Annotated in this window: 20 protein-coding genes; 18 read left to right on the forward strand and 2 right to left on the reverse strand. The window is 72.0% G+C overall.

Translation table 11 applies throughout. The features are described 5' to 3' along the window. The first annotated feature begins 3 nt into the window (after window positions 1-3). The 5 genes from AC1HIL_RS00240 to AC1HIL_RS00260 are packed head-to-tail and all read left to right on the forward strand — an operon-like array spanning window position 4 to window position 4,069. Complete coding sequence (locus AC1HIL_RS00240) at window positions 4-1,350, forward strand: phosphatase PAP2/dual specificity phosphatase family protein (protein ID WP_479670880.1); 1,347 nt, start codon at window positions 4-6, stop codon at window positions 1,348-1,350. After that, entirely contained in the window at window positions 1,343-1,783 is a 441-nt protein-coding gene (locus tag AC1HIL_RS00245; RefSeq protein WP_413762284.1) for a hypothetical protein, read from the forward strand. The genes AC1HIL_RS00240 and AC1HIL_RS00245 overlap by 8 nt, the downstream gene beginning before the upstream one ends. Then, complete coding sequence (locus AC1HIL_RS00250) at window positions 1,780-2,493, forward strand: lysophospholipid acyltransferase family protein (RefSeq protein ID WP_413762283.1); 714 nt, start codon at window positions 1,780-1,782, stop codon at window positions 2,491-2,493. Before AC1HIL_RS00245 ends, AC1HIL_RS00250 begins: the two co-directional genes overlap by 4 nt. Beyond that, the gene (locus AC1HIL_RS00255) at window positions 2,490-3,446 is read left to right on the forward strand and encodes a phosphatidate cytidylyltransferase (protein WP_057590780.1); all 957 of its coding nucleotides are present in this window, start codon (window positions 2,490-2,492) and stop codon (window positions 3,444-3,446) included. The genes AC1HIL_RS00250 and AC1HIL_RS00255 overlap by 4 nt, the downstream gene beginning before the upstream one ends. Beyond that, window positions 3,443-4,069 (forward strand): YdeI/OmpD-associated family protein, encoded by a 627-nt coding sequence (locus AC1HIL_RS00260; protein WP_479670881.1) that lies wholly within the window; start codon window positions 3,443-3,445, stop codon window positions 4,067-4,069. Before AC1HIL_RS00255 ends, AC1HIL_RS00260 begins: the two co-directional genes overlap by 4 nt. 1 nt (window position 4,070) lies before the next feature. Here the strand turns inward: AC1HIL_RS00260 and AC1HIL_RS00265 are convergent, their stop codons facing one another. After that, window positions 4,071-4,685 carry a Crp/Fnr family transcriptional regulator gene (locus tag AC1HIL_RS00265; protein WP_479670882.1) on the reverse strand — a complete coding sequence of 205 codons (615 nt, stop codon included), beginning with the start codon at window positions 4,683-4,685 and terminating at the stop codon, window positions 4,071-4,073. Between the two features lie 269 nt (window positions 4,686-4,954). On the opposite strand from AC1HIL_RS00265, the gene AC1HIL_RS00270 reads away from it, so the two are divergent. The 10 genes from AC1HIL_RS00270 to AC1HIL_RS00315 all read left to right on the forward strand — a co-directional run bounded on the left by AC1HIL_RS00270 (window position 4,955) and on the right by AC1HIL_RS00315 (window position 18,833). Further along, entirely contained in the window at window positions 4,955-6,019 is a 1,065-nt protein-coding gene (locus AC1HIL_RS00270) for a porin (protein WP_479670883.1), read from the forward strand. 20 nt (window positions 6,020-6,039) lie between these two features. After that, entirely contained in the window at window positions 6,040-8,175 is a 2,136-nt protein-coding gene (locus AC1HIL_RS00275) for an acetate--CoA ligase family protein (RefSeq protein ID WP_479670884.1), read from the forward strand. Next, the gene (locus tag AC1HIL_RS00280; protein WP_261211557.1) at window positions 8,172-9,146 is read left to right on the forward strand and encodes a Bug family tripartite tricarboxylate transporter substrate binding protein; all 975 of its coding nucleotides are present in this window, start codon (window positions 8,172-8,174) and stop codon (window positions 9,144-9,146) included. Before AC1HIL_RS00275 ends, AC1HIL_RS00280 begins: the two co-directional genes overlap by 4 nt. A 47-nt stretch (window positions 9,147-9,193) precedes the next feature. Continuing rightward, on the forward strand, window positions 9,194-10,582 hold the full coding sequence (locus tag AC1HIL_RS00285; RefSeq protein WP_479670885.1) for a DUF1254 domain-containing protein: 1,389 nt from the start codon (window positions 9,194-9,196) through the stop codon (window positions 10,580-10,582). Between the two features lie 4 nt (window positions 10,583-10,586). Further along, window positions 10,587-11,930 carry a DUF1254 domain-containing protein gene (locus AC1HIL_RS00290; protein ID WP_479670886.1) on the forward strand — a complete coding sequence of 448 codons (1,344 nt, stop codon included), beginning with the start codon at window positions 10,587-10,589 and terminating at the stop codon, window positions 11,928-11,930. Then, window positions 11,927-13,183, forward strand: coding sequence for an alkyl sulfatase dimerization domain-containing protein (locus AC1HIL_RS00295; RefSeq protein ID WP_479670887.1), 1,257 nt, complete (start codon window positions 11,927-11,929; stop codon window positions 13,181-13,183). Before AC1HIL_RS00290 ends, AC1HIL_RS00295 begins: the two co-directional genes overlap by 4 nt. Window positions 13,184-13,205: 22 nt before the next feature. Next, window positions 13,206-14,189 carry a Bug family tripartite tricarboxylate transporter substrate binding protein gene (locus AC1HIL_RS00300; protein ID WP_057590772.1) on the forward strand — a complete coding sequence of 328 codons (984 nt, stop codon included), beginning with the start codon at window positions 13,206-13,208 and terminating at the stop codon, window positions 14,187-14,189. Between the two features lie 127 nt (window positions 14,190-14,316). Next, window positions 14,317-15,279: a helix-turn-helix domain-containing protein gene (locus AC1HIL_RS00305; RefSeq protein WP_479670888.1), complete on the forward strand. Its 963-nt coding sequence runs from the start codon at window positions 14,317-14,319 to the stop codon at window positions 15,277-15,279. Window positions 15,280-15,351: 72 nt separating this feature from the next. Then, on the forward strand, window positions 15,352-17,655 hold the full coding sequence (gene tynA, locus AC1HIL_RS00310; protein WP_479670889.1) for a primary-amine oxidase: 2,304 nt from the start codon (window positions 15,352-15,354) through the stop codon (window positions 17,653-17,655). Window positions 17,656-17,666: 11 nt separating this feature from the next. Then, complete coding sequence (locus AC1HIL_RS00315) at window positions 17,667-18,833, forward strand: serine hydrolase domain-containing protein (RefSeq protein WP_479670890.1); 1,167 nt, start codon at window positions 17,667-17,669, stop codon at window positions 18,831-18,833. A gap of 3 nt (window positions 18,834-18,836) precedes the next feature. Here the strand turns inward: AC1HIL_RS00315 and ruvA are convergent, their stop codons facing one another. Beyond that, entirely contained in the window at window positions 18,837-19,409 is a 573-nt protein-coding gene (gene ruvA, locus AC1HIL_RS00320) for a Holliday junction branch migration protein RuvA (RefSeq protein WP_057590769.1), read from the reverse strand. Window positions 19,410-19,512: 103 nt separating this feature from the next. Here ruvA and AC1HIL_RS00325 point away from each other — a divergent pair, with 103 nt between their 5' ends. The 3 genes from AC1HIL_RS00325 to AC1HIL_RS00335 are packed head-to-tail and all read left to right on the forward strand — an operon-like array spanning window position 19,513 to window position 21,540. Continuing rightward, window positions 19,513-20,472, forward strand: coding sequence for a PhoH family protein (locus AC1HIL_RS00325; RefSeq protein ID WP_479670891.1), 960 nt, complete (start codon window positions 19,513-19,515; stop codon window positions 20,470-20,472). A 1-nt stretch (window position 20,473) separates the two neighbouring features. Beyond that, window positions 20,474-20,932 (forward strand): rRNA maturation RNase YbeY, encoded by a 459-nt coding sequence (gene ybeY / locus AC1HIL_RS00330; protein ID WP_479670892.1) that lies wholly within the window; start codon window positions 20,474-20,476, stop codon window positions 20,930-20,932. Window positions 20,933-20,946: 14 nt separating this feature from the next. After that, window positions 20,947-21,540 (forward strand): class I SAM-dependent methyltransferase, encoded by a 594-nt coding sequence (locus AC1HIL_RS00335; RefSeq protein WP_057590766.1) that lies wholly within the window; start codon window positions 20,947-20,949, stop codon window positions 21,538-21,540. The last annotated feature ends 12 nt before the right edge of the window (window positions 21,541-21,552 follow it).

A 21,552-nucleotide genomic window follows, 5' to 3' on the forward strand; every position in this document is an offset into this window, starting at 1 on the left:
GCCATGCGCGCCTGGTTCGCGGCGAGACCCTGGAAGCGCGCCGCCGGCTGGCTGGTGCTGCTGGGGCCGCTGTTCTACCTGACCTACGGCCTCGCCAACTGGTGGGCCACCACGCGCGCGCAGGTGCCCTCGATGGCCTTCGCGTGGGAACGCCAGGTGCCGTTCTGGCCCTGGACCATCTTTCCCTACTGGACCATCAACGTCTTCTACGCGCTGTCGCTGTTCCTCGCGCGCGACCGCCACACGCTCGACCGCCACGGCGCGCGGCTTGTCAGCGCCACGCTGATCGCCTGCAGCTGCTTCGTGATCTGGCCGCTGCACTTCAGCTTCGGCCAGCCCGCGGTCGAGGGCCCGCCGGCCTTCCTGTTCGCGGCGCTGCGCGGCTTCGACCAGCCCTACAACCAGGCGCCCTCGCTGCACATCGCGCTGGCGGTGATCCTGTGGGACTGGTATCGGCAGTTCATCCGGCCGCGCTGGGCGCGCGCGGTGCTGCACCTGTGGGCCTTCGCGATCTGCGCCTCGGTGCTGACCACCTGGCAACACCATTTCATCGACATCCCGACCGGCGCGCTGCTGGGCCTTTTCTGCATCTGGCTGTGGCCGCTGCGGCGCACGGTCTCGATGCCGCGCGCCTGGCGGCTCGCGCGCGATCCGCAACGCTGGAAGCTCGCGGCCTGCTATGCGCTGGGCGCGCTGGCCTGCCTCGCGCTCGCGCTGTGGGGCGGCGGCTGGGCGCTGTGGCTGGCCTGGCCCGCGGCCTCGCTGACGCTGGTGGCGCTCAACTACGCGGGCTTCGGCGCGCGCGGCTTCCAGATGGACGGCCAGGGCCGCATCGGCTGGGCCGCGCGCTGGCTGTTCGCGCCCTACCGGCTCGGCGCGGCGCTCAACGCACGGCTGTGGACGCGCGGCCTGCCGCCCGCGGCCGAGGTGGTGCCCGGGCTCTGGCTCGGTCGCCTGCCCACGCCGGCCGAATGGCAGGCCGCGGGCCGGCCGCGGCTGGTGAGCCTCAGCGCCGAGTTGCAGGTGCCGCGCGATGCCGCCGGCGCGCGCTGCGTGCCGCTGCTCGACCTCGTGGTGCCGCCCTCGCAGCGGCTGCGGCGCGCGGCCGCGGCGATCGAGGGCCAGCGGCGCGCCGCGCGTGGCGGCCCGGTCTGGGTCTGCTGCGCGCTCGGCTTCTCGCGCAGCGCGGCCGCGACCATCGCCTGGCTCGGCGCCACGGGCGGCCTGGCGCAGGCCGAGGCCGCGGTGCGCCGCGCGCGGCCGCAGATCGTGCTGCGGCCGGCCTGGTTCGCCGCGCTCGCGCCGCTCGGCGCTCCCACCGCCACCGCCGGAGCAGCGCCCCATGAATGACACCGACCGCGCCACCTGCGCCGCGCTCGCCGGCCTGCTGCGCGCGGCCGGCGTGCTGGCCCTCTGGGGCTTCGCGCTCAGCGCGATCGCGGCACTCGTGCTCGCGCTCACCTTGCGCTCGCTGCCCACCACGCCGAGCATGGCCTTCGGCGCCGTCGCCATCCTCGGCGTGCTCGAGCGCTACTTCGCGTTCCGGCTGCGACTCGACCAGGCACTGTTCGACGACCTCGCGCGCGGCACCATCGCCACGCTCGAGGCGCTCGACCAGGCGCTGGCGCGGCTCGGGCTGCGCGCCGACGACGCTTCTTCCGCCGCGCGGCCGCTGGCCGACCGCGCGCAGGGCACCCGCCAGCTGCTGCAGCGCCACGCCATCGTGGTCGCCTGCCAGAGCGCGATGTTCCTGCTCGCCCTCATGACACAGGACCTCACTTGAACGACGCTCCCTCCCCCGAACCTTCGTCCGGCATCGTGCGCCGCGCGCTCGCCGTGGTCGCGGGCAAGCTGATCATCGGCGCCGCGGGCCTCCTGACCGGCGTGCGCGCCATCTGGTCGGGCACCAGCCCCAAGGCCGAGCAGACGCTCTACTTCGCCAACCACACCAGCCATGGCGACTTCGTGCTGCTGTGGGCCACGCTGCCCCCCGACCTGCGCGCGCTCACGCGGCCGGTGGCGGGGCTGGATTACTGGATGGCCTCGAAGCTGCGCCAGTTCATCGGCGCCGACGTGTTCAACGCGCTGATGATCCGGCGCGACGGCTCGGGCCAGGGCGACAACCCGGTCGAGCAGATGAAGGCCGCGCTCGAGGCCGGCGACTCGCTGATCATGTTCCCCGAGGGCACGCGCAACACCGGCGACGAGATCCTGCTGCCGCTCAAGAGCGGGCTGTTCCACCTCGCGCGCGCCTGCCCCAACGTGCGGCTGGTGCCGGTGTGGATCGAGAACCTCAAGCGCGTGCTGCCCAAGGGCACGCTGGTGCCGATCCCGCTGGCCTGCACGGTGCGCTTCGGCACGCCGATCGTGCTGGCCGAGGGCGAGGACAAGCTGAGCTTCCTGGCGCGTGCGCGCACCGCCATGCTCGACCTGCGACCCGAGTACGACCGCCTCGACGAGACGCCGCAGCCGACCCCGGGGAGCGCCGCATGATCGAGCTCTCGCCCTTCGCGCAGACCACCCTGCAATTGTTCGGCGGCGTGCTCGGCGTGCTGCTGCTGGCCTCGGGCATCGGCGCCGTGCTCAAGTGGCGCGTGGCGCACGGCCAGCCGCATTCGGTGATCGACAACCTCAATGCGCGCGTCAATGCCTGGTGGGTGATGGTGGCGGCGATCGGCCTGGCCTTCGCCTTCGGCAAGGGCGGCGTGATCGTGCTGTTCTACCTGATCTCGTTCTACGCGCTGCGCGAGTTCATCAGCCTGGCCTACACCCGGCGCGGCGACCACCACGCGATCGCGGCCGCCTTCTACATCGGCCTGCCGGTGCAGTACTTCCTGGTCTGGATCGACTGGTACGGCCTCTATTCGATCTTCATCCCGGTCTATGCCTTCCTGGTGCTGCCGATCCTCGCGGCCGTGGGCGGCGACACGCGGCGCTTCCTCGAGCGCACCTCGAAGATCCAGTGGGGCCTGATGGTCTGCGTGTTCTGCATCAGCCACGTGCCGGCGCTGCTCACCCTGCAGATCCCGGGCTTCGAGGGCCGCAACCTGCTCTTGATCGCCTTCCTCGTGATCGTGGTGCAGGGCAGCGACGTGCTGCAGTACATCTGGGGCAAGCTGTTCGGCAAGCGCAAGGTGGCGCCCGAGCTCTCGCCCTCGAAGACCTGGGAGGGCCTGATCGGCGGCATCGCGAGCGCCACCGCGCTCGGCGCCGCGCTGTCGTGGGCCACGCCCTTCAACCCCTGGCAGGCCGCGCTGATGTCGCTGACCATCTGCCTGATGGGCTTCTTCGGCGGCCTCGTGATGTCGGCCATCAAGCGCGACCGCGGCGTGAAGGACTGGGGTTCGATGATCGAGGGCCACGGCGGCATGCTCGACCGGCTCGACTCGGTGATCTTCGCGGCGCCGATCTTCTTCCACGCGCTGCGCTACTGGTGGGTGCCGTGACGGCGGCGAAGAAGGCCCCGGCGAAGAAGGCGGCCGCCGCGGCCGAGCGCATCGTCGACGACACGCCGGTCGAATGCGCCGACGCCGCCGCGCTCGCGCGCTGGTACGAGCGCCACCACGCGAGCCATGCCGGCGTCTGGCTGCGGCTCGCGAAGAAGGCCAGCGGCATCGCCTCGGTCGACACCGCGCAGGCGCTCGATCTCGCGCTGTGCCATGGCTGGATCGACGGCCAGCGCAAGAGCGACAGCGACACGCATTTCCTGCAGCGCTACACGCCGCGCACCAAGCGCAGCACCTGGTCGCAGATCAACCGCGCCAAGGCGCTGCGGCTGATCGAGGAAGGCCGCATGCAGCCGGGCGGCCTGGCCGAGGTGGAACGCGCCAAGGCCGACGGCCGCTGGGAGGCCGCCTACGAGGCCTCGAGCGTGGCGACCGTGCCGCCCGACCTGCGGGCCGCGCTCGACGCCAACAGGAAGGCCGCGAAGTTCTTCGCCGCGCTCGACGCGCGCAACCGCTTCGCGGTGCTGTTCCGCACCCAGGGCGCGAAGAAGCCCGAGACCCGCGCGCGGCGCATCGCGCAGTTCGTCGAGATGCTCGCCAGGGGCGAGAAGATCCACCCCTGATTCAGGTCCCGGCCGCGATGCGCGCGAGCCGCTCGGCGTCGACGACGCGGATGCGCTTGTAGCGCATGTCGATCGCGCCCTCCTCCACCAGCCGGCCCAGCTCCTTGTTGACGGTCTGGCGCGACAGCCCGAGCATGGCCGCGAGGTCGGTCTGCGACAGCCGCACCAGCGGCGGCGCGCCGTCCTCGCCCTGGCCGTTGTAGAAGTGGACCAGGTTCATCAGCGCCGCGGCCACCCGGCCATGGATCGAGTTGAGCATCTGGTTCTGCAGCAGCACGATGCTCAGGCGCTGGCGCTGCAGGCCCAGCCGCGCCACGTCGCGCCACAGCAGCGGCTCGGCATCGAGCACCGCCAGCACCGCGTCGCTCGGCAGGTGCACGATCACCGAATCCTCGTGCGCGTGATAGTCGTAGGCCAGCGGCACCTCGTCGAGCAGCCGCACCAGCGGCGCCACCTGGCCCGGGCCCAGCAGCGCGTTCACGTACTTGCGGCCGTTGGGGCTCATGCTGCTGATCTCGAGGCAGCCCGACACCACCACCAACAACTCGCGCCGATGGCGGTCGTGCGCGAGCACCTGCGTGCGGCGACCGTAGCGCTCCAGGCGCGCCGACTTCATGAGCTCGGCGCGCCGCGCGTCGGGCCAGCGCGAGAACAGCTCGTTCCAGCGCAGCGCGCGCTCGAGCAGCGCCGCGTTCTCCTCGGCATCTCGTTCGGTGGTCTTGCGCGGTCGGGTCAGCGGGTTCTCCCTGCGGCGATGTTCGGGAATCTGTCAACGCGTTGACAGATTCGGGGGGCGGTCGTTTCTATCGTAAGCACCGGACACCCACAAGCACACAAGCGGCAGCCGCCCCCACGGGCGGCGAGCCCCACCGGAGACAAGACGACATGAAGAAGACAGCCGCCGCGGGCCTCGCGCTCGCGGCCTCCTCCTCGCTCGCGCTCGCACAGGGCAGCGTGACCATCTTCGGCACCGCCGACCTCTACCTGGCCCACGCGAAATCGGGCCCGAGCTCGTCGACGCGGCTCGAGGACGGCGGCCAGACCGCGTCGCGCCTCGGCTTTCGCGGCGCGGAGGACCTGGGCGGCGGGTTCGATGCGCACTTCATGCTCGAGGCCGGTTTCGCGCCCGACACCGGCAAGGGCACGCTGGCCGGTCCCGAGATCGCGTTCACGCGCCAGTCCTTCGTCGGCCTGTCGACGCCCTGGGGCCAGGTCGACGCGGGCCGCATGTACACGCCGATGTTCTACACGCTGTTCAAGGCCGATCCCTACGGCGTGAACTCGGTGTTCTCGCCGATCAACCTGGTCGCCGCCACCGACGCGCAGCCCGGCCTGCTGCCCTTCGCGGCACGCGCCAGCAACATGGTGCGCTACCGCACGCCGGCCATCGCCGGCTTCTACGCCGACCTCGCCTATGCCCCCGGCGAGGCCAGCGCCGCGAGCCACGACAGCGGCACGCTCTACGGCGGCAGCCTGAGCTGGGCGCGCAAGCCCTACTACGTGGGCTATGCCTTCCAGCGCGCGCGCTCGGGCTCGGCCGCCGCGCCCGTGGCCGAGCCGAGCACCAGCACCTACCAGGCGCTGAGCGCGGCCTACGACTGGGAGGCGATCGGGCTGCAGCTCTACGCCAACTACGTGCGCAACAGCTCGAGCCTGCCCGGCGTGCCGAGCGCGAAGCTCGCGAGCCTCGGCCTCACCTACAACATCACGCCGGCCTCGAACCTGATGTTCGAGGCCATGCAGCGCAAGGTGGACGCGAGCGAGCGTTCGCAGCTGGCCTGGACCCTGGGCTACGACTACTACCTGAGCAAGCGCACCGTGCTCTACGCGCGCTGGCTGCGGCTGCTCAACCGGCATGGCGCCTCGGCCACGCTCGCCACGGTCGCGGTCGCGCCCGACAGCGGCAACGGCGTGCGCGTGCTCGCGACCGGCATCCGCCACAACTTCTGAAACCCCTCGTCGACTCTTCCATGGATTTCTTCAGCTCCCAGACCGAATCCCTGTCGGCCCTGTTCGCGCCGCGTTCCATCGCGGTGGTCGGCGCCTCCTCCAACCCGCAGAAGATCGGCGGCATCCCGGTCGACTACCAGCGCCGCTTCGGCTTCGACGGCGCGCTCTACCCGGTCAACCCGAACGCCGAACGCATCCAGGAGCTGCGGGCCTGGCCCAGCCTGCGCGCCATCGGCGAGCCGGTGGATCTCGCGATCCTCTCGGTGCCGGCCGCGCTGGTCGATGCGGCGCTCGACGACGCGATCGAAGCGAAGGTCAAGGGCGTGGTGCTGTTCTCCTCGGGCTTCGCCGAGACCGGCGCCGAAGGCACGGCCGCGCAGGCACGGCTCGGCGCCAAGGCCCGCGCGGCCGGCCTGCGGCTCATCGGGCCCAACTGCCTGGGCTTCATGAACATCGCGCACAAGGTCTACGCCACCTTCTCGCCCGCGCCCGGCGTGGGCCGCGTGGCGCCGGGGCGCATCGGGCTGGTGAGCCAGTCGGGCGCCTTCGGTGCCTACGCCTACGCGATGGCGCGCGAGCGCGGCGTCGGCCTGTCGCTGTGGGCCACCACCGGCAACGAGGCCGACCTGCAGTTCGCCGACTGCCTGGCCTGGCTCGCGCAGGACCCGGCCACCGACGTGATCATGGGCTACATGGAAGGCTGCCGCGACGGCCCCCGGCTGCGCGCCGCGCTGGCGCTCGCGCAGGCCGCGGGCAAGCCGGTGGTGATGGTCAAGGTCGGCCGCACCGCGCTGGGCGCGCAGGCGGCGGCCTCGCACACCGCGGCGCTCGCGGGCGACGACGCGGTGTACGACGCGGTGTTCCGTCGCTACGGCGTGCTGCGCGCGCGCAGCCTCGGCGAGTTCTTCGACCTGGCGCACAGCGCCGCCGTGGCCGGCCGGCCGCGCGACCGCTCGATCGGGCTGTTCACGCTGTCGGGCGGCGTGGGCGCGCTGATGGCCGACGACGCCTCGGCGCAGGGCCTCGACGTGCAGCCGCTCGGCGAGGCCGCGCAGGCCACGCTGCGCGAGTGGGTGCCGTTCGCGGCGCCGCGCAACCCGGTCGACATCACGGGCCAGGTGACCAACGACATGAGCCTGCTCGAGCGCAGCGCGCGCCTGATGCTCGACGACCGCGGCTTCGCCTCGTGGATGGGCTTCCTCGCGGCCGCGGGCGCGTCGGATGCGTTCTGGCCCACGCTGCGCGCGCTGGTGGCGTCGCTGCGCGCGGCCTATCCCGACACGCTGCTCGCGATCAGCACGCTGCTCTCGCCCGAACGCCGCGCCGAGCTCGAAGGCCTGCGCTGCCTGGTGTTCGCCGATCCGTCGGACGGCATCCGCACCATCGCCGCGCTCGCGGGATTGAAGACGGATGCGCCGCATGCCACCGACACGCGCCCGGCCGGCGATCCGATCGCGCTCGCGCCCGGCGCGATGGCCGAGCCCGCGGCGCTCGCGCTGCTCGCCGCGGCCGGCGTGCCGGTGGTCGCGCACCGCGTGGCGCACAGCGCCGACGAGGCCGCGGCGGCGGCCGAAGCCTTCGGCGGTGCGGTGGCGCTGAAGATCGTGAGCGCGGACATCCCGCACAAGTCGGACGTCGGCGGCGTGGCGCTCGGCCTGCGCGGCGCGGCGCAGGCGCGCGCGGCCTTCGAGCGCACGCGCGACCATGCGCTGAGCGCGCGGCCCGAGGCACGGCTCGAGGGCGCGCTGGTGGCGCGCATGGCGAGCGGCGGCGTCGAATGCATCGCGGGCGTGCACCGCGACCCGGTGTTCGGGCCGGTGCTGATGTTCGGCCTCGGCGGCATCCACGTCGAGACCCTGCGCGACGTGGCGCTGCGCGTGCTGCCGGTCACGCGCGAGGACACGCTGGCGATGGTGCGCGAGCTGCGCGCCTTCGCGATCCTCGACGGCGCGCGCGGCAAGGCGCCGGTCGACCTCGCGTCGATCGCCGATGCGCTGTGCGCGCTCGCCGACTTCGCGCTGCGCGCCGGCGACTCGCTGGCGAGCGCCGAGATCAATCCGCTGATCGCGCGGCCGCAGGCCGAGTGCGGCTGCGTGGCGGTCGATGCGCTGATCGTGGGCCGCGACCCGTCGCCGGCGGAAGGAGGCATCGCATGACGCTTTCGAAACGACGCCTGCTGCTGTGCGCGCTCGCGGCCTTCGCGGCCGCCGGCGCCCGCGCCGAATTCCCGTCGAAGCCGCTGCGCATCGTCGTGCAGTACCAGGCCGGCGGCTCCTCCGACATCCTCGCGCGGCTGGTCGCCGAGGGCCTGTCGAAGCGGCTGGGCCAGCCCGTGGTGGTCGAGAACCGCAGCGGCGCGGGCGGGATCATCGGCACCGACTACGTCGCCAAGAGCGCGCCCGACGGCCACACGCTGCTGCTGACGGTGCCGGGCCCGGTCACGGCCAACATCGTGCTCTACGGCAAGCTGCCCTACGACCCGCGCACCGACCTGCGCATGGTCTCGGACATCGCCACCACGCGCACCGTGCTCGCGGTGCATCCCTCGGTGCCGGCCAAGGATGTCGCCGGCCTGATCGCGGTGCTGAAGGCCGCGCCCGGCAAGTACGCGATGGGCTCCTGGGGCCCAGGCACGCAGCCGCACCAGATCCAGGTCTACATGGACCGCGCCTACGGCCTGCGCACGCTGCACGTGCCCTACAAGGGCGAGAGCCCGATGGCGATCGACCTGATCGGCGGCGTGATCCAGCTGACCGTGGGCTCGATCGCCACGCTGCAGCCCTACATCGCGGCCGGCAAGCTGCGCGCGCTCGCGGTCGCCGGGCCGCGCCGCGCCAAGGCGCTGCCCGAGGTGCCGACCTTCGCCGAGCAGGGCTTCGCCGACGAGGTCTACGCGCTGACCGGGCCGACCTCGCTGATGGCGCCCGCGAAGACGCCCGACGCGGTGGTCGAGCGGCTCGGACGCGAGGTCGCCGCGGTGGTGCACCAGCCCGAGGTCGCGCGCCGCATCGAGGAACTCGGCGCCGAGCCCGTGGGCAACCTGCCAGCCGAGGCCAGCGCCGCCTACCGCGCCTTCCTGCCCGTGACGCTGCGGCTCACGCAGGCCACGGGCGTGAAGCTCGATTGATTTCTTTCCCCTTCCTTCATCGCCACCAGCCAAGAGGTTTCGTCCCCATGAATGCTCCCGCCTCCCAGGCCACCGTCGACGCCGCGCGCCAGGCGCTCGCGCGCTCGATCGGCCTCGCCGCCTTCGTCTACGGCTATCCGCTGACCGAGACCTATCGCACCTGCGCGCTGCAGACCGCGCCGCGCGCCGAACGCCGCATCGGCACCTCGGCCGGCTCGGACGTGCGCGCGCCGATCAACACGCTGCACCATGCGCCGCGCCCCTCGACCCACGAGGACCGCGACGTGGTGACGCCGGCCAACGACCTGCTCTACACCATCGCCTGGATCCACCTGGCCGACGGCCCGATGCTGCTGAGCGTGCCCGCGGCCGCGCGCCATCCGGGGCGCTATTTCGTGCTGCCGCTGTACGACGCCTACACCGAGAACTTCGAGAACCTCGGGCCGCGCAACTGCGATCCCGCGGGCGAGACCGTGGTGCTCGTGGGCCCGGGCGGCACGGTGCCCGAGGCGCTGGCCGCGCACCGCGTGGTGCGCTGCCCGACCGACCTGGTGTGGCTGATCGGCCGCATCCTGGTCGGCGACGAGGCCGACTGGCCCGCGGCGCGCGCGCTGCAGTCCGAGATCCGGCTCGCGCCCGCGCCCGGCACGGTGCCGCGCGGCCGCCCGGCGGCGATCGAGCGCTGGGTCGGCGAACCGGTCGACGCCATGGCGGCCGCGTTTGAGAACGGCGAGCCGGCCGCGCAGGTCGCGCCGCGCTTCTTCGCCAACCTCTGCCAGGCGCTCGCCGAGGCGCCGGGCCGCGTCGAGGACCGCGCCCTGGTGGCCTGGTTCGGCCAGGCCGGGCTGCGGCCCGACGCGGCCTTCGCGTGGGACGCGCTCGACGCGCCGCTGCGCGAGGGCCTGGTCGAAGGTTTCGCCGAGGGCGTGCGCGCGGTCGGCGCGGTGGGCCGGCACCACCGGCCCAAGGCCTGGGCCATGACGCCCGCCACCGGCCGCTACGGCAGCGAGTTCCTCGGCCGCGCGCGCACCGCCTACCTGGGCCTGGGCGCGCTGGCCACCAGCGAGGCGGTGTACGCCGCCTCGCACCACGACGCGAAGCTGGAGCCGCTCGACGGCCGGCGCCGCTACGCGATGCGCTTCGAGGCCGACGACATGCCGCCGGCCGACGCCTTCTGGTCGGTGACGCTCTACGACAGCGACCGCTTCCTCTATCCCAACGCGATCGGCCGCCATGCGATCGGTGACCGCACGCAGGGCCTCGCGCGCGGCGCCGACGGCAGCCTGGAACTGGTGCTGGGCCATGCACGGCCCGCCGATGCCGCCAACTGGCTGCCCGCGCCGGCCGGGCGCTTCTACCTGATCCTGCGCATGTACCACCCGCGCGAAGGCGTGCGCGCCTGGCGCATCCCGGCCCTGCAGCCGCGGGAGGACTGACGCCATGGCCGCAACGATCGACGCCGACATCGACATCGACACCCTGGCCGAGGAGGCCGTGGTCTACGCCTGGCCGCTGTACGAGATGTGCCGCATGCGTGCGGCCACCTCGCCGCAACGCTGCGAAACCGCCGGCGAGGCACCGGCGCCGCAACGCTGGTGCAACGTGTTCACCCATGCGCGCAAGCTGCTGGGGCCGGGAAAGAGCCGCGTCGTGACGCCGAACAACGACACGCTCTACACCAACGCCTGGCTCGACCTCGGCGCGGGCCCGCTGGTGATCGACGTCCCCGACACCGCGGGGCGCTACTACGTGCTGGGCCTGCTCGACTTCTACACCAACCCCTTCGCCCACATCGGCCAGCGGCTCACGGGCACGGCGGCGCGTTCCTTCGTGCTCGTGCCGCCGGGCTGGCGCGGCGAGCTGCCGCCCGCCTTCGACACGCCCGGCGCGCGCATCGAGGCGCCCACGCGCTGGCTCTGGGTCATCGGCCGCATCCTGGTCGACGGGCCGCACGACCTGCCCGCGGTGCATGCGCTGCAGGACGGCTTCGTGGTGCGCACGCTGGCCGACTGGCAGGCCGGCGCGGCGCCCCGGCCCATGGCCTTCGACCCGGCCTGCGACCCGAAGGCGGCACCGGATGCCGGGCATTTCGCGGCGCAGGTGCAGCGCGCGCTGCGCGAGAACCCGCCGCCCGCGCGCGATGCCGACCGGCTCGCGCGCTACGCCGCGCTCGGCCTGCACCCCGAGGCCGGCGCGCTCGACGGCACGCAGCGCGACCTGCTGCAGGATGCGATCGCCCGCGTGCTGCCGCGGCTGCGCGCCACGGAAGCGGGCCGCGCGGCCGCCAGCGGCTGGGTGGCCATGCCGCTGGTGGAGGCCAGCTTCGGCGACGACCACCGGATGCGCGCGCTGGTCGCGCTCAAGTACATCGGCATGCTCGAGAGCCGCGAGGCCACCTACCCGCTCGCCTGGCACGACGCCGCGGGCCGCGCGCTGCACGGCAGCCACTGCTACACGCTGCGCTTCGGGCCCGGCGAGCTGCCGCCGGTCGAGGCCTTCTGGTCGCTCACCATGTACGACAGCCGCGACTGCATGCTGGTCGACAACCCGATCGACCGCTACGCCATCGGCGACCGCACGCCGGCGCTGCGCCGCGATGCCGACGGTGGCCTCACGCTGCGCATCCAGCATGCGGCGCCCGCGGACGAGGCCGCGCGTGCGAACTGGCTGCCCGCGCCCGCGGGCGCCTTCTACCTCTGCCTGCGCGCCTACGTGCCGCGCGCGGAGATGCTCGACGGCCGCTATGCGCTGCCGCCGCTGGTCCGCATCGGAGACACCGTATGAACAACACACAGGAACAAGAGAAACCCTTCCTCATCGTCGGCAGCGGCACCGAGACGGTGGCGCCGGGCCTGCACATCCTGCGCGGGCAGGGACAGTCCTTCGTGGCCGAGACCGATGTCGGCCTGGTGGTGATCGACGCCGGCCCGGGCGGCTCGGTGACGCAGGGCATGATCGACGCGGTGCGCGAACTCAGCGACGCGCCGCTGCATGCGCTGTGCTACAGCCACGGTCATGTGGGCTACAACGCCGGCGTGCCGATGTGGCTCGCCCATGCGGCGCGGCGCGGCGACGCGCCGCCGCGCGTGATCGCGCACCGCAACGTGCCGCGGCGCCTCGCGCGCTACCGCGAGACCGAGGCGCTGCAGCACCGCATGGCCGAGATCCAGTTCAACCGGCCCGCGGGCTTCTTCGCGCAGCGGCTGTCGATGCATGCGCCGACCGAGACCTTCGACGAGCGGCTGGTCATCGGCCACGGCGAGCGCGCCATCGAGCTGCGCTGGGCGCCCTCGGAGACCGACGACGCGATCGCGCTGTGGAGCCCCGCGCAGCGCGTGCTCTACGGCGGCGCGGCGCTGATCGACTCGATCCCCAACATCGGCACGCCCTTTCGCACCCTGCGCGACACGGTGCGCTGGGCCGACACGCTCGAGGCGCTGGCCGCGCTCGGCGCGCGCAAGGCGGTGCGCGAGTTCGGCGCCACGCTCGAGGGCGAGGACCAGGTGCGGCACGTGCTCACCCACACGGCGCGCGCGCTGCGCTGGCTGCGCGCCGAGGTGGTGCGGCTGATGAACGAGGGCCTCAACGAGCGCGAGCTGCTGGCGCGCATCCGCTGCCCCGACGAACTGTTCGCGGTCGACTGGATGAAGCCCACCTACGGCGACCCGGCCTACATCGTGCGCGACATCTACCGCTCGGAGAACGGCTGGTGGGACCGCAACCCGACCAGCCTGCATCCCGAGCCGCCCGAGGCCATCGGCCAGGCCGTGGCCGAGGCCATCACCGACAAGGCCGGCCTGATCGCGCGGGCGCGCGCGCTCGCGCAGCAAGGGCAATGGCAGCTCGCGCTGCACGTGATCGACCTGCTGGCCACCGCGCGCGGCGACGCGCCCGAGCTGGCCGAGGCGCGCGCGCTCAAGGCCGAATGGCTGCGCGAGCGCGCGCGCCAGGTGCCCAGCTACGTGTCGCGCAACCTCTACCGCGTGAGCGCCGACATGCTCGAGCAGGGCACGCAGGCGCGCTTCGGTATCCAATGACTTCCCGAGGACCCGCATACCCATGACCGCATCCCTTCTCCGCACCGGCCTGCGCGGCCTGTTCCTCGCCGGCCTGCTGGCCACGGCCGCCGCGCAGGGCGCCGAGGCCTATCCCGACAAGCCCGTCACACTGGTCGTGCCCACGGCCGCCGCGGGCGGCACCGACACCATCGCGCGGCTGGTCGCCGACGCGCTGGGCAAGTCGCTCAAGCAGCCCTTCGTGGTCGACAACCGGCCCGGCGCCAACGGCATCCTCGGCACCGAGCAGGTGGCGCGCGCGGCGCCCGACGGCTACCGGCTGCTGTTCACCTACGCCGCCGCGATGGTGGTGAACCCCAGCCTCTACCGCAAGCTGCCCTACGACCCGGTGAAGGACTTCGCGCCGGTGGCGCAGATCGGCCGCGGCGGCAACCTGCTGCTGGTGCGCAACGACCTGCCGGTGAAGACGCTGGCCGACTTCGTCGCCTATGCCAAGGCACGGCCCGACAAGCTCAGCTACTGCTCCTGGGGCAACGGCTCGGGCGGCCACCTGGCGATGGAAAGCCTCAAGAAGCAGGCCGGCCTGGTGATCGAGCACGTGCCCTACAAGGGCAGCGGCCCCTGCGTGCAGGACCTGATGGGCGGCCAGGTCGAGGCGGCCTTCGCCGACATGTCCTCGACGGTGGAACTGGTGCGCGCCGGCCGGCTCCGGGCGCTGGCCAACAGCGGGCCCTCGCGCATCCCGATGCTGCCCGAGGTGCCGACGATGACCGAGTCCGGCTACCCGTTCACCACCTATGCCTGGTACGGCGTGCTGGCGCCCGCGAAGACGCCGCCGGCGATCGTGAAGAAGCTCAACGAGGCGGTGAACCGCGCGCTGCGGGACCCGGCCGTGGTGCAGCGCCTGCGCGAGCTCAACTTCACCGACCTGCCGCAGAACACGCCCGAGCAGTTCGCCGCGACCCTGCGCCAGGACCTGCGCGACTGGGGCGCGCTGGTCAAGGACATCGGGCTCCAGCCCGAATGAGGCGCCAGCCGGACCGAGGGTAAGCAAGATGGTCAAGCGCTCGCGCTTCTTGCAGACTGCGCGCTGATCGGCACGGTTCCTGCTCGTCGGCTCGACGACGGCCGCCGTGCCAGCGTCCGCGCCGACCATGACCGAGCTTCACTTCTCCCGCCACCTGAACGCCGAGGCCCAGGCACAGGCCTCGAGCCTGGACCACTGGGACCAGCACTACGAACAGCTGTCGAACGGCCGCTTCGAGGGCCTGTCCGAGGACCTGCACCTGGGCTTCGTCCAGGTCTTCCACGAGCATGCGAACCAGACCCTGCTGCAGAACGGCCAGGGCCGCCCGGGCACGGTCTCGTTCGCCGTCACCGAGGTCGCGGGCAGCGGCAGCTGGTACTGCGGCCACGAGATCGAGGGCCGGCGCCTGATCGCGCTGTCGCCGCAGCGCGAATTCGAACTGCTGGCCGGCGCCGGCATGGACCTGATGGCGGTGTGCATCGACACCGCGCCGCTGGCCGAGCTCGCGACCACGCTGTTCGGCGCCGACTTCGAGCTGCGCCTGCCCGAGCCGGCGCCGGTGCGCCAGCCGGGCTTCGACGAGAGCGAGCTGTCGAAGCTGCTGGGCGCGGCGCTGTCGCTGGCGCGCGGCAACCTCGCGCAGCTCGAGCAGCCGGCGGCGCGCCACATGCTGTCGCTGTCGCTGGCCGACGCGGTGCTGCACTGCATCGGCTGCGACGCCTTCGAAACCCGGCTGCCGCCCGGCACGGTGGCGCGGCGCCACATCGTGGCGCTGGCGCGCGAGTACATGCGCGCCCATGCCGACGAGGCCATCAGCGTGCCCGACCTCTGCGCGGCCACCGGCGTGTCGCGCCGCGCGCTGCAGTACGCCTTCGAGGACGTGGTGCACCTGAGCCCCGTGACCTACCTGCGCGTGATGCGGCTGAACCGGGTGCGGTGCGAACTGCAGACGCACCGGCGCGACAGCATCGGCGACGTGGCGGCGCGCTGGGGCTTCTGGCACCTGTCGCGCTTCGCGGCCGACTACAGCCGGCTGTTCGGCGAGCTGCCTTCCGCCACGCGTGCGCGCTGGCTTGCCGAATCCGGCTAACCGCCGTATGGGCCGCGCCCTTAACTTCGTCGTCGTTTCAGACAACACGCGAAGAAAAGGGAAAAGCAGGCCATGCGCAGCAGCCACCATCGAACGCCGGTCCGCGGCACTACCCGCACCCTTCTTGCCACCGCGCTCGCGCTGGCCCTCGGCCCGCTCGCGACCGGCGGCGCCCAGGCCCATGGCGGCGCGGCCCACATGGTGCCGCTCAAGAAGACGGTCGAGGATTTCGGCGCCACCGTGCGCTTCGACAGCTTCGCCAACGTCTACACGGTGGCGCGCAACGGCACGCTGGTGCGCATCAAGCCCGGCTCGAAGACCGCGCTGATCAACGGACAGCCGCTGCAGCTCGACGTGCCGGTGGTGCTGCGCAAGGGCGCGGCCTGGGTGCCGCACGACTTCATCAACCAGGTGTTCCAGTCCAGCCTGGACCGCACCTTCGTGGTCGAGCGCACGCCGAATCCGCTCAATCCGCTGTCGGCCGAGGAGATCCAGGCCGCGCTCGAGACGATCAAGGCCTCGGGCAACTACAAGCCCGGCCTGCGCTTCACCGAGATCACCCTGAAGCGCCCGCCCAAGGACCAGGTCTGGGCCTTCGCGCTCTCGGGCCAGCCGGTGCGCGCCGCGCGGCAGGCGAGCTTCGTCGCGCTCGACGGCAAGAAGGTGATCGAGGGCAGCATCGACCTCGCGGCACGCAGGCTGCTCGAGTGGAAGCCGGTGGAAGGCGCGCACGGCATGGTGCTGCTCGACGACTTCGCCACCGTGCAGAGCGCGATCGAGGCCAGCGCCGACTACGCGAAGGCGCTCGCCACGCGCGGCATCGACGACGTGAAGAAGGTGGTGGCCACGCCGCTGACCGTGGGCTACTTCGACGGCAAGGATTCGCTGCGCCAGGAGGACCGCCTGCTCAAGGTGGTGAGCTACCTCGACGTGGGCGACGGCAACTACTGGGCGCACCCGATCGAAGGCCTGGTGGCGGTGGTCGACCTCGAGCAGAAGAAGGTGCTGAAGATCGAGGACGGCGGCCTGGTGCCGGTGCCGCTCAAGCCCACGCCCTACGACGGCCGCGACCGCGCCGGCACGCCCGCGCCCAAGCCGCTGGAGATCACTGAACCCGAGGGCAAGAACTACACCATCGCCGGCAACATGCTGCACTGGCGCAACTGGGACTTCCACCTGCGGCTCGACTCGCGCGTGGGCCTGGTGCTCTCGACCGTGACCTACAACGACAAGGGCACCAAGCGCAAGGTGATGTACGAGGGCTCGCTGGGCGGAATGATCGTGCCCTACGGCGACCCCGACACCGGCTGGTACTTCAAGGCCTACCTCGACTCGGGCGAGTACGGCATGGGCACGCTGACCTCGCCGATCGAACCCGAGAAGGACGCGCCGCAGAACGCCGTGCTGCTCGACGCCACGCTGGCCGACTACACCGGCGCGCCCGTGAAGGTGCCGCGCGCGATCGCGGTCTTCGAGCGCTATGCCGATCCCGAGTTCAAGCACCAGGAGATGGGCAAGCCCAACGTGAGCACCGAGCGGCGCGAACTGGTGGTGCGCTGGATCAGCACGGTGGGCAACTACGACTACCTGTTCGACTGGGTGTTCGCCGAGAACGGCACCATCGGCATCAACGCGGGCGCCACCGGCATCGAGGCCGTGAAGGGCGTGAAGTCGCGCACCATGCAGGACGCGACCGCCGCCGAGGACACGCGCTACGGCACGCTGCTCGACCACCACATCGTCGGCACCACGCACCAGCACATCTACAACTTCCGGCTCGACCTCGACGTGGACGGCGAGAACAACTCGCTGACCGAGGTCGACCCGGTGGTGCTGCCCAACACCCGCGGCGGCCCGCGCACCAGCACCATGCAGACGGTGCAGCGCACGGTGGCGACCGAGCGGCAGGCGGCGCAGAAGTTCGATCCCTCGACGATCCGGCTGCTGAGCAACCCGTCGAAGAGCAACAAGGTCGGCAACCCGGTCTCGTACCAGCTGATTCCCTACGCGGGCGGCACGCACCCGATCGCCAAGGGCGCCAACTTCGCGCAGGACGAGTGGATCAACCACCGCCTGAGCTTCATGGACCGCCAGCTCTGGGTGACGCGCTACGACCCCGAGGAGCAGTTCCCCGAGGGCAAGTACCCGAACCGCTCGAACAAGGACACCGGCCTGGGCCAGTTCACCGCCGACGACCAGGCGATCGTGAACACCGACAACGTGGTCTGGCTCACCACCGGCACCACCCACGTCGCGCGCGCCGAGGAATGGCCGATCATGCCCACCGAGTGGGTGCATGCGCTGCTCAAGCCCTGGAACTTCTTCGACGAGACGCCGACGCTGGGGCTGAACCGGCCGGCGAAGCCGGCCAAGTAAGGAGCTGCTGCATGGCGGACACCGAGGCCATCGGCCGGCTCGAGGACCTGATGACGCTGGCGCCCGAACTGCAGGCGCCCACCTACCGCCACATGGACCGGCTCTATGCGACGCGCACGATCCAGCGCGGCGCGCAGGTCCATCCATTGCCCGCGGGCCCCGCGGTCGACGTGCGCTACCGCGCTGGCGACGGGCAGTTCGGCATCGACGCGTTCATGGCGCGCAACCGCACGGCGGGCCTGCTGGCGATCAAGGACGGCCAGGTGGTGCTCGAGCGCTACGCGATGGGCAACGACGCGGCCACGCGCTGGATGTCGTTCTCGGTTGCGAAGTCGATCGCCTCCACGCTGGTGGGCGCGGCGCTGCACGACGGCCTGATCGCGAGCCTGGACGAGCCGGTCGTGCGCTACGTGCCCGTGCTGGCCGGCTCGGCCTACGAGGGCGTGACGCTGCGGCAGGTGCTGCAGATGAGCTCGGGCGTGGCCTGGAACGAGGACTACCTCGACCCGGCCTCCGACCGCCGCCGCATGCTGCGCGCGCAACTCGACCAGGACGCGGGCGCGGTGCTGGCCTTCATGGCGACGCTGCCGCGCGCGGCACCGGCCGGCACGCGCTTCAACTACAGCACCGGCGAGACCTACCTGGTCGGCAGGATCCTGGCCAGCGCGCTGCGCGAGCCGATCGGCGACTACCTGTCGCGCAAGATCTGGGCGCCCTTCGGCATGGAGGCCGATGCCTACTGGCAGCTCGACGCGCCGGGCGGCCAGGCCTTCGCGGGCAGCGGCGTCAACGCGACCCTGCGCGACTTCGGCCGCTTCGGCCTGTTCATCCTCGGCGGCGGCATGGCCGGCGGACAGCGCGTGCTGCCCGAGGACTGGCTGGGCGAGGCCACGCGCGCCGACCCCGCGCAGCGGCTCGCGCCCGGCACGCTCGAGGGCTACGAGCCGATGGGATACGGCTACCAGTGGTGGACTTTCCCGAGCGGCGCGCAGGCGCTGCCCGAACTCGATGGCGGCCTGTTCGCCGCGCTCGGCATCTTCGGGCAGCAGCTCTACATCCATCCGAAGGAACGGCTCGTGGTCGCGATCCACAGCGCCTGGCCGCAGCCGGTGCACGGGCCGAGCCTGGTCGAGACGCACGCCCTGCTGGGCGCGCTGGTGGCAGCGCTGCGCGCCTAGGCCTTACTTCGCCAGCGCCTTCAGCGCCAGCTTGATGCCGTCGCTCACGCTCGCGTCCTTCGGCAGGGCCTTGAGCGCGGCGGCCGCTTCCTTGTCGCTGTAGCCCAGCGCCACCAGCGCCTGCAGGATGTCGGCCTGGGCATCGGAGGCCGCGTGCGCGGGCAGGCCGATGTCGGCGCCGAGCTTGCCCTTGAGCTCGAGCAGGAGGCGCTCGGCGATCTTCTTGCCGATGCCGGGCACCTTCACCAGCCGGCCGGCCTCCTGCAGGGTGACGGCCTGCGAGAGCTCGCCCACGCTCATGCCCGAGAGCACGCCCAGCGCGGTGCGCGGGCCCACGCCCGAGATCTTGATGAGCTGGCGGAAGGCCGCGCGCTCCTCGGCGCTGCCGAAGCCGTAGAGGATCTGCGCGTCCTCGCGCACGATGAAGTGCGTGAGCAGCGAGATCCTGGCGCCCACGTTGGGCAGGTTGTAGAAGGTGCTCATCGGCACGTCGACCTCGTAGCCGACGCCGTTGCAGTCGATCACGACCTGCGGCGGATTGCGTTCGGCAAGAATCCCGGTGAGTTTGCCTATCATTGGCGCCCCCCCGACGCTTGCGGCGCTTCCCGCCTTGGGTTGCATTTTCTGGAGCAGGGCCGGTCTTGCATGGGCTACCAATAAAGATGGAAATGGAAACCGCGTGATTCTGCGACACACCTTCGCCCCGCCCAACAACACGCGCCTGGGTCACCTGTGCGGCCCGCTCGACGCCCACCTGCGCCGCATCGAGGAGGCGCTCTCGGTGAAGATCGCGCACCGCCACGAGCAGTTCAAGATCGACGGCCCCAAGGTCAACGCCCAGCGCGCGATGGACGTGCTGCAGGCGCTCTACGAGATCGCCCAGCGACCGATCGACGCGGCGGTGGTGCAGCTCACGCTGGCCGGCGACGGCTCGATGGACGAGGACGAGGACGGCGACGGCGCGATCGCGCTCGCCACCCGGCGCGCCGACCTGCGCGCGCGCACGCCCACCCAGGCCATCTACCTCGACAACATCGCCAAGCACGACATCACCTTCGGCATCGGCCCGGCCGGCACCGGCAAGACCTACCTCGCGGTGGCCTGCGCGGTCGATGCGCTCGAGCGCAGCGCGGTGCAGCGCATCGTGCTCACGCGCCCGGCGGTCGAGGCCGGCGAACGGCTGGGCTTCCTGCCCGGCGACCTGACGCAGAAGGTCGACCCCTACCTGCGGCCGCTGTACGACGCGCTCTACGACCTGATGGGCTTCGAGAAGGTGCAGAAGGCCTTCGAGCGCAACGCGCTGGAGATCGCGCCGCTGGCCTTCATGCGCGGGCGCACGCTCAACAACGCCTTCGTGATCCTCGACGAGGCGCAGAACACCACCCCCGAGCAGATGAAGATGTTCCTCACGCGCATCGGCTTCGGCGCCAAGGCGGTGGTGACGGGCGACGTGAGCCAGATCGACCTGCCCAAGCAACAGTTGAGCGGCCTGATCGACGCCGAGCGCGTGCTGCGGCGCGTGAACGGCATCGCGATCACGCACTTCACGAGCGCCGACGTGGTGCGCCATCCGCTGGTGGCGCGCATCGTCGACGCCTACGACGGCCAGCGCAAGCGCACGGCCGCGGGCGGGCGCTGAGATGGCGCTCCATGCACTCGCCCTGTCGCTGCAGTTCGGCCGCTTCAAGGGCGTGGAACGGCACCGCGTCGCGCTGCCGCGCCACGGCGTGACGCGCTGGATCCGCCATGCGCTCGACGCCGACGCCGAGATCACGGTACGCATCGTCGATGCCGACGAGGGCCAGCAGCTCAACCGCGAGTTCCGCGGCAAGGACTACGCGACCAACGTGCTGACCTTCGACTATGCGCAGGCGCCGCTCGTCATGGCCGACCTGGTGCTGTGCGCGCCGGTGGTGGCGCGCGAAGCGAAGGAGCAGCGCAAGACGCTGGCCGCGCACTACGCGCACCTGCTGGTGCACGGCACGCTGCATGCGCAGGGCTGGGACCACGAGACCGGCGAGGCAGACGCCGAGGCGATGGAGGCGCGCGAGATCGAGATCCTCGCGGGGCTGGGCATCCGCGATCCCTACAACCGCTGAGGGAACGCGCACCGATGACCGGCGCCGATACCGATCCGTGGCTCAGGCCCTGGCTGCCGCTGCTGGCCGAATGCGCGGGCGCCGACCCGGTGCTCGAGCTGGGCTGCGGCGACGGCCGCGACAGCGCCACGCTGGCGGCCGCGGGGCTGCGCGTGGAGGCGATCGAGTTGTCGCCACGGGCGGCGGACGCGGCGCGCGAGCGGCGCCTGGCGGGCGTGCGCGTGCACAACCAGGATTTCCGCGCGCCCTTTCCGCTGGCCGAGGGGCAGCGCATCGGCGTTGTGCTCGCGAGCCTGTCGCTGCACTACTTCGAATGGGAGCAGACGCTGGAGCTGGTCGCGCGCATCCACGCGACGCTGCGGCCCGGCGGCGTGCTGCTGTGCCGGCTCAACTCGGTCAACGACCGGCACTACGGCGGGCGCGGCCCGGGTCGCTCGGACGAGGACAACCTCTACCTCGTCGATGGCGCGCCGAAGCGCTTCTTCGAGCGCGCCACCGTGCAGCGGCTGTTCGCGCGCGGCTGGCGCATCGCGCAGCTCGAGGAACTGACCATCGACCGCTACGAGCACCCGAAGGTGGCGTGGGAAGCGCTGCTGCGGCGCGACTGAACGAGGCCCGCG

It is taken from the genome of Variovorax sp. ISS6 (genome assembly GCF_056523145.1).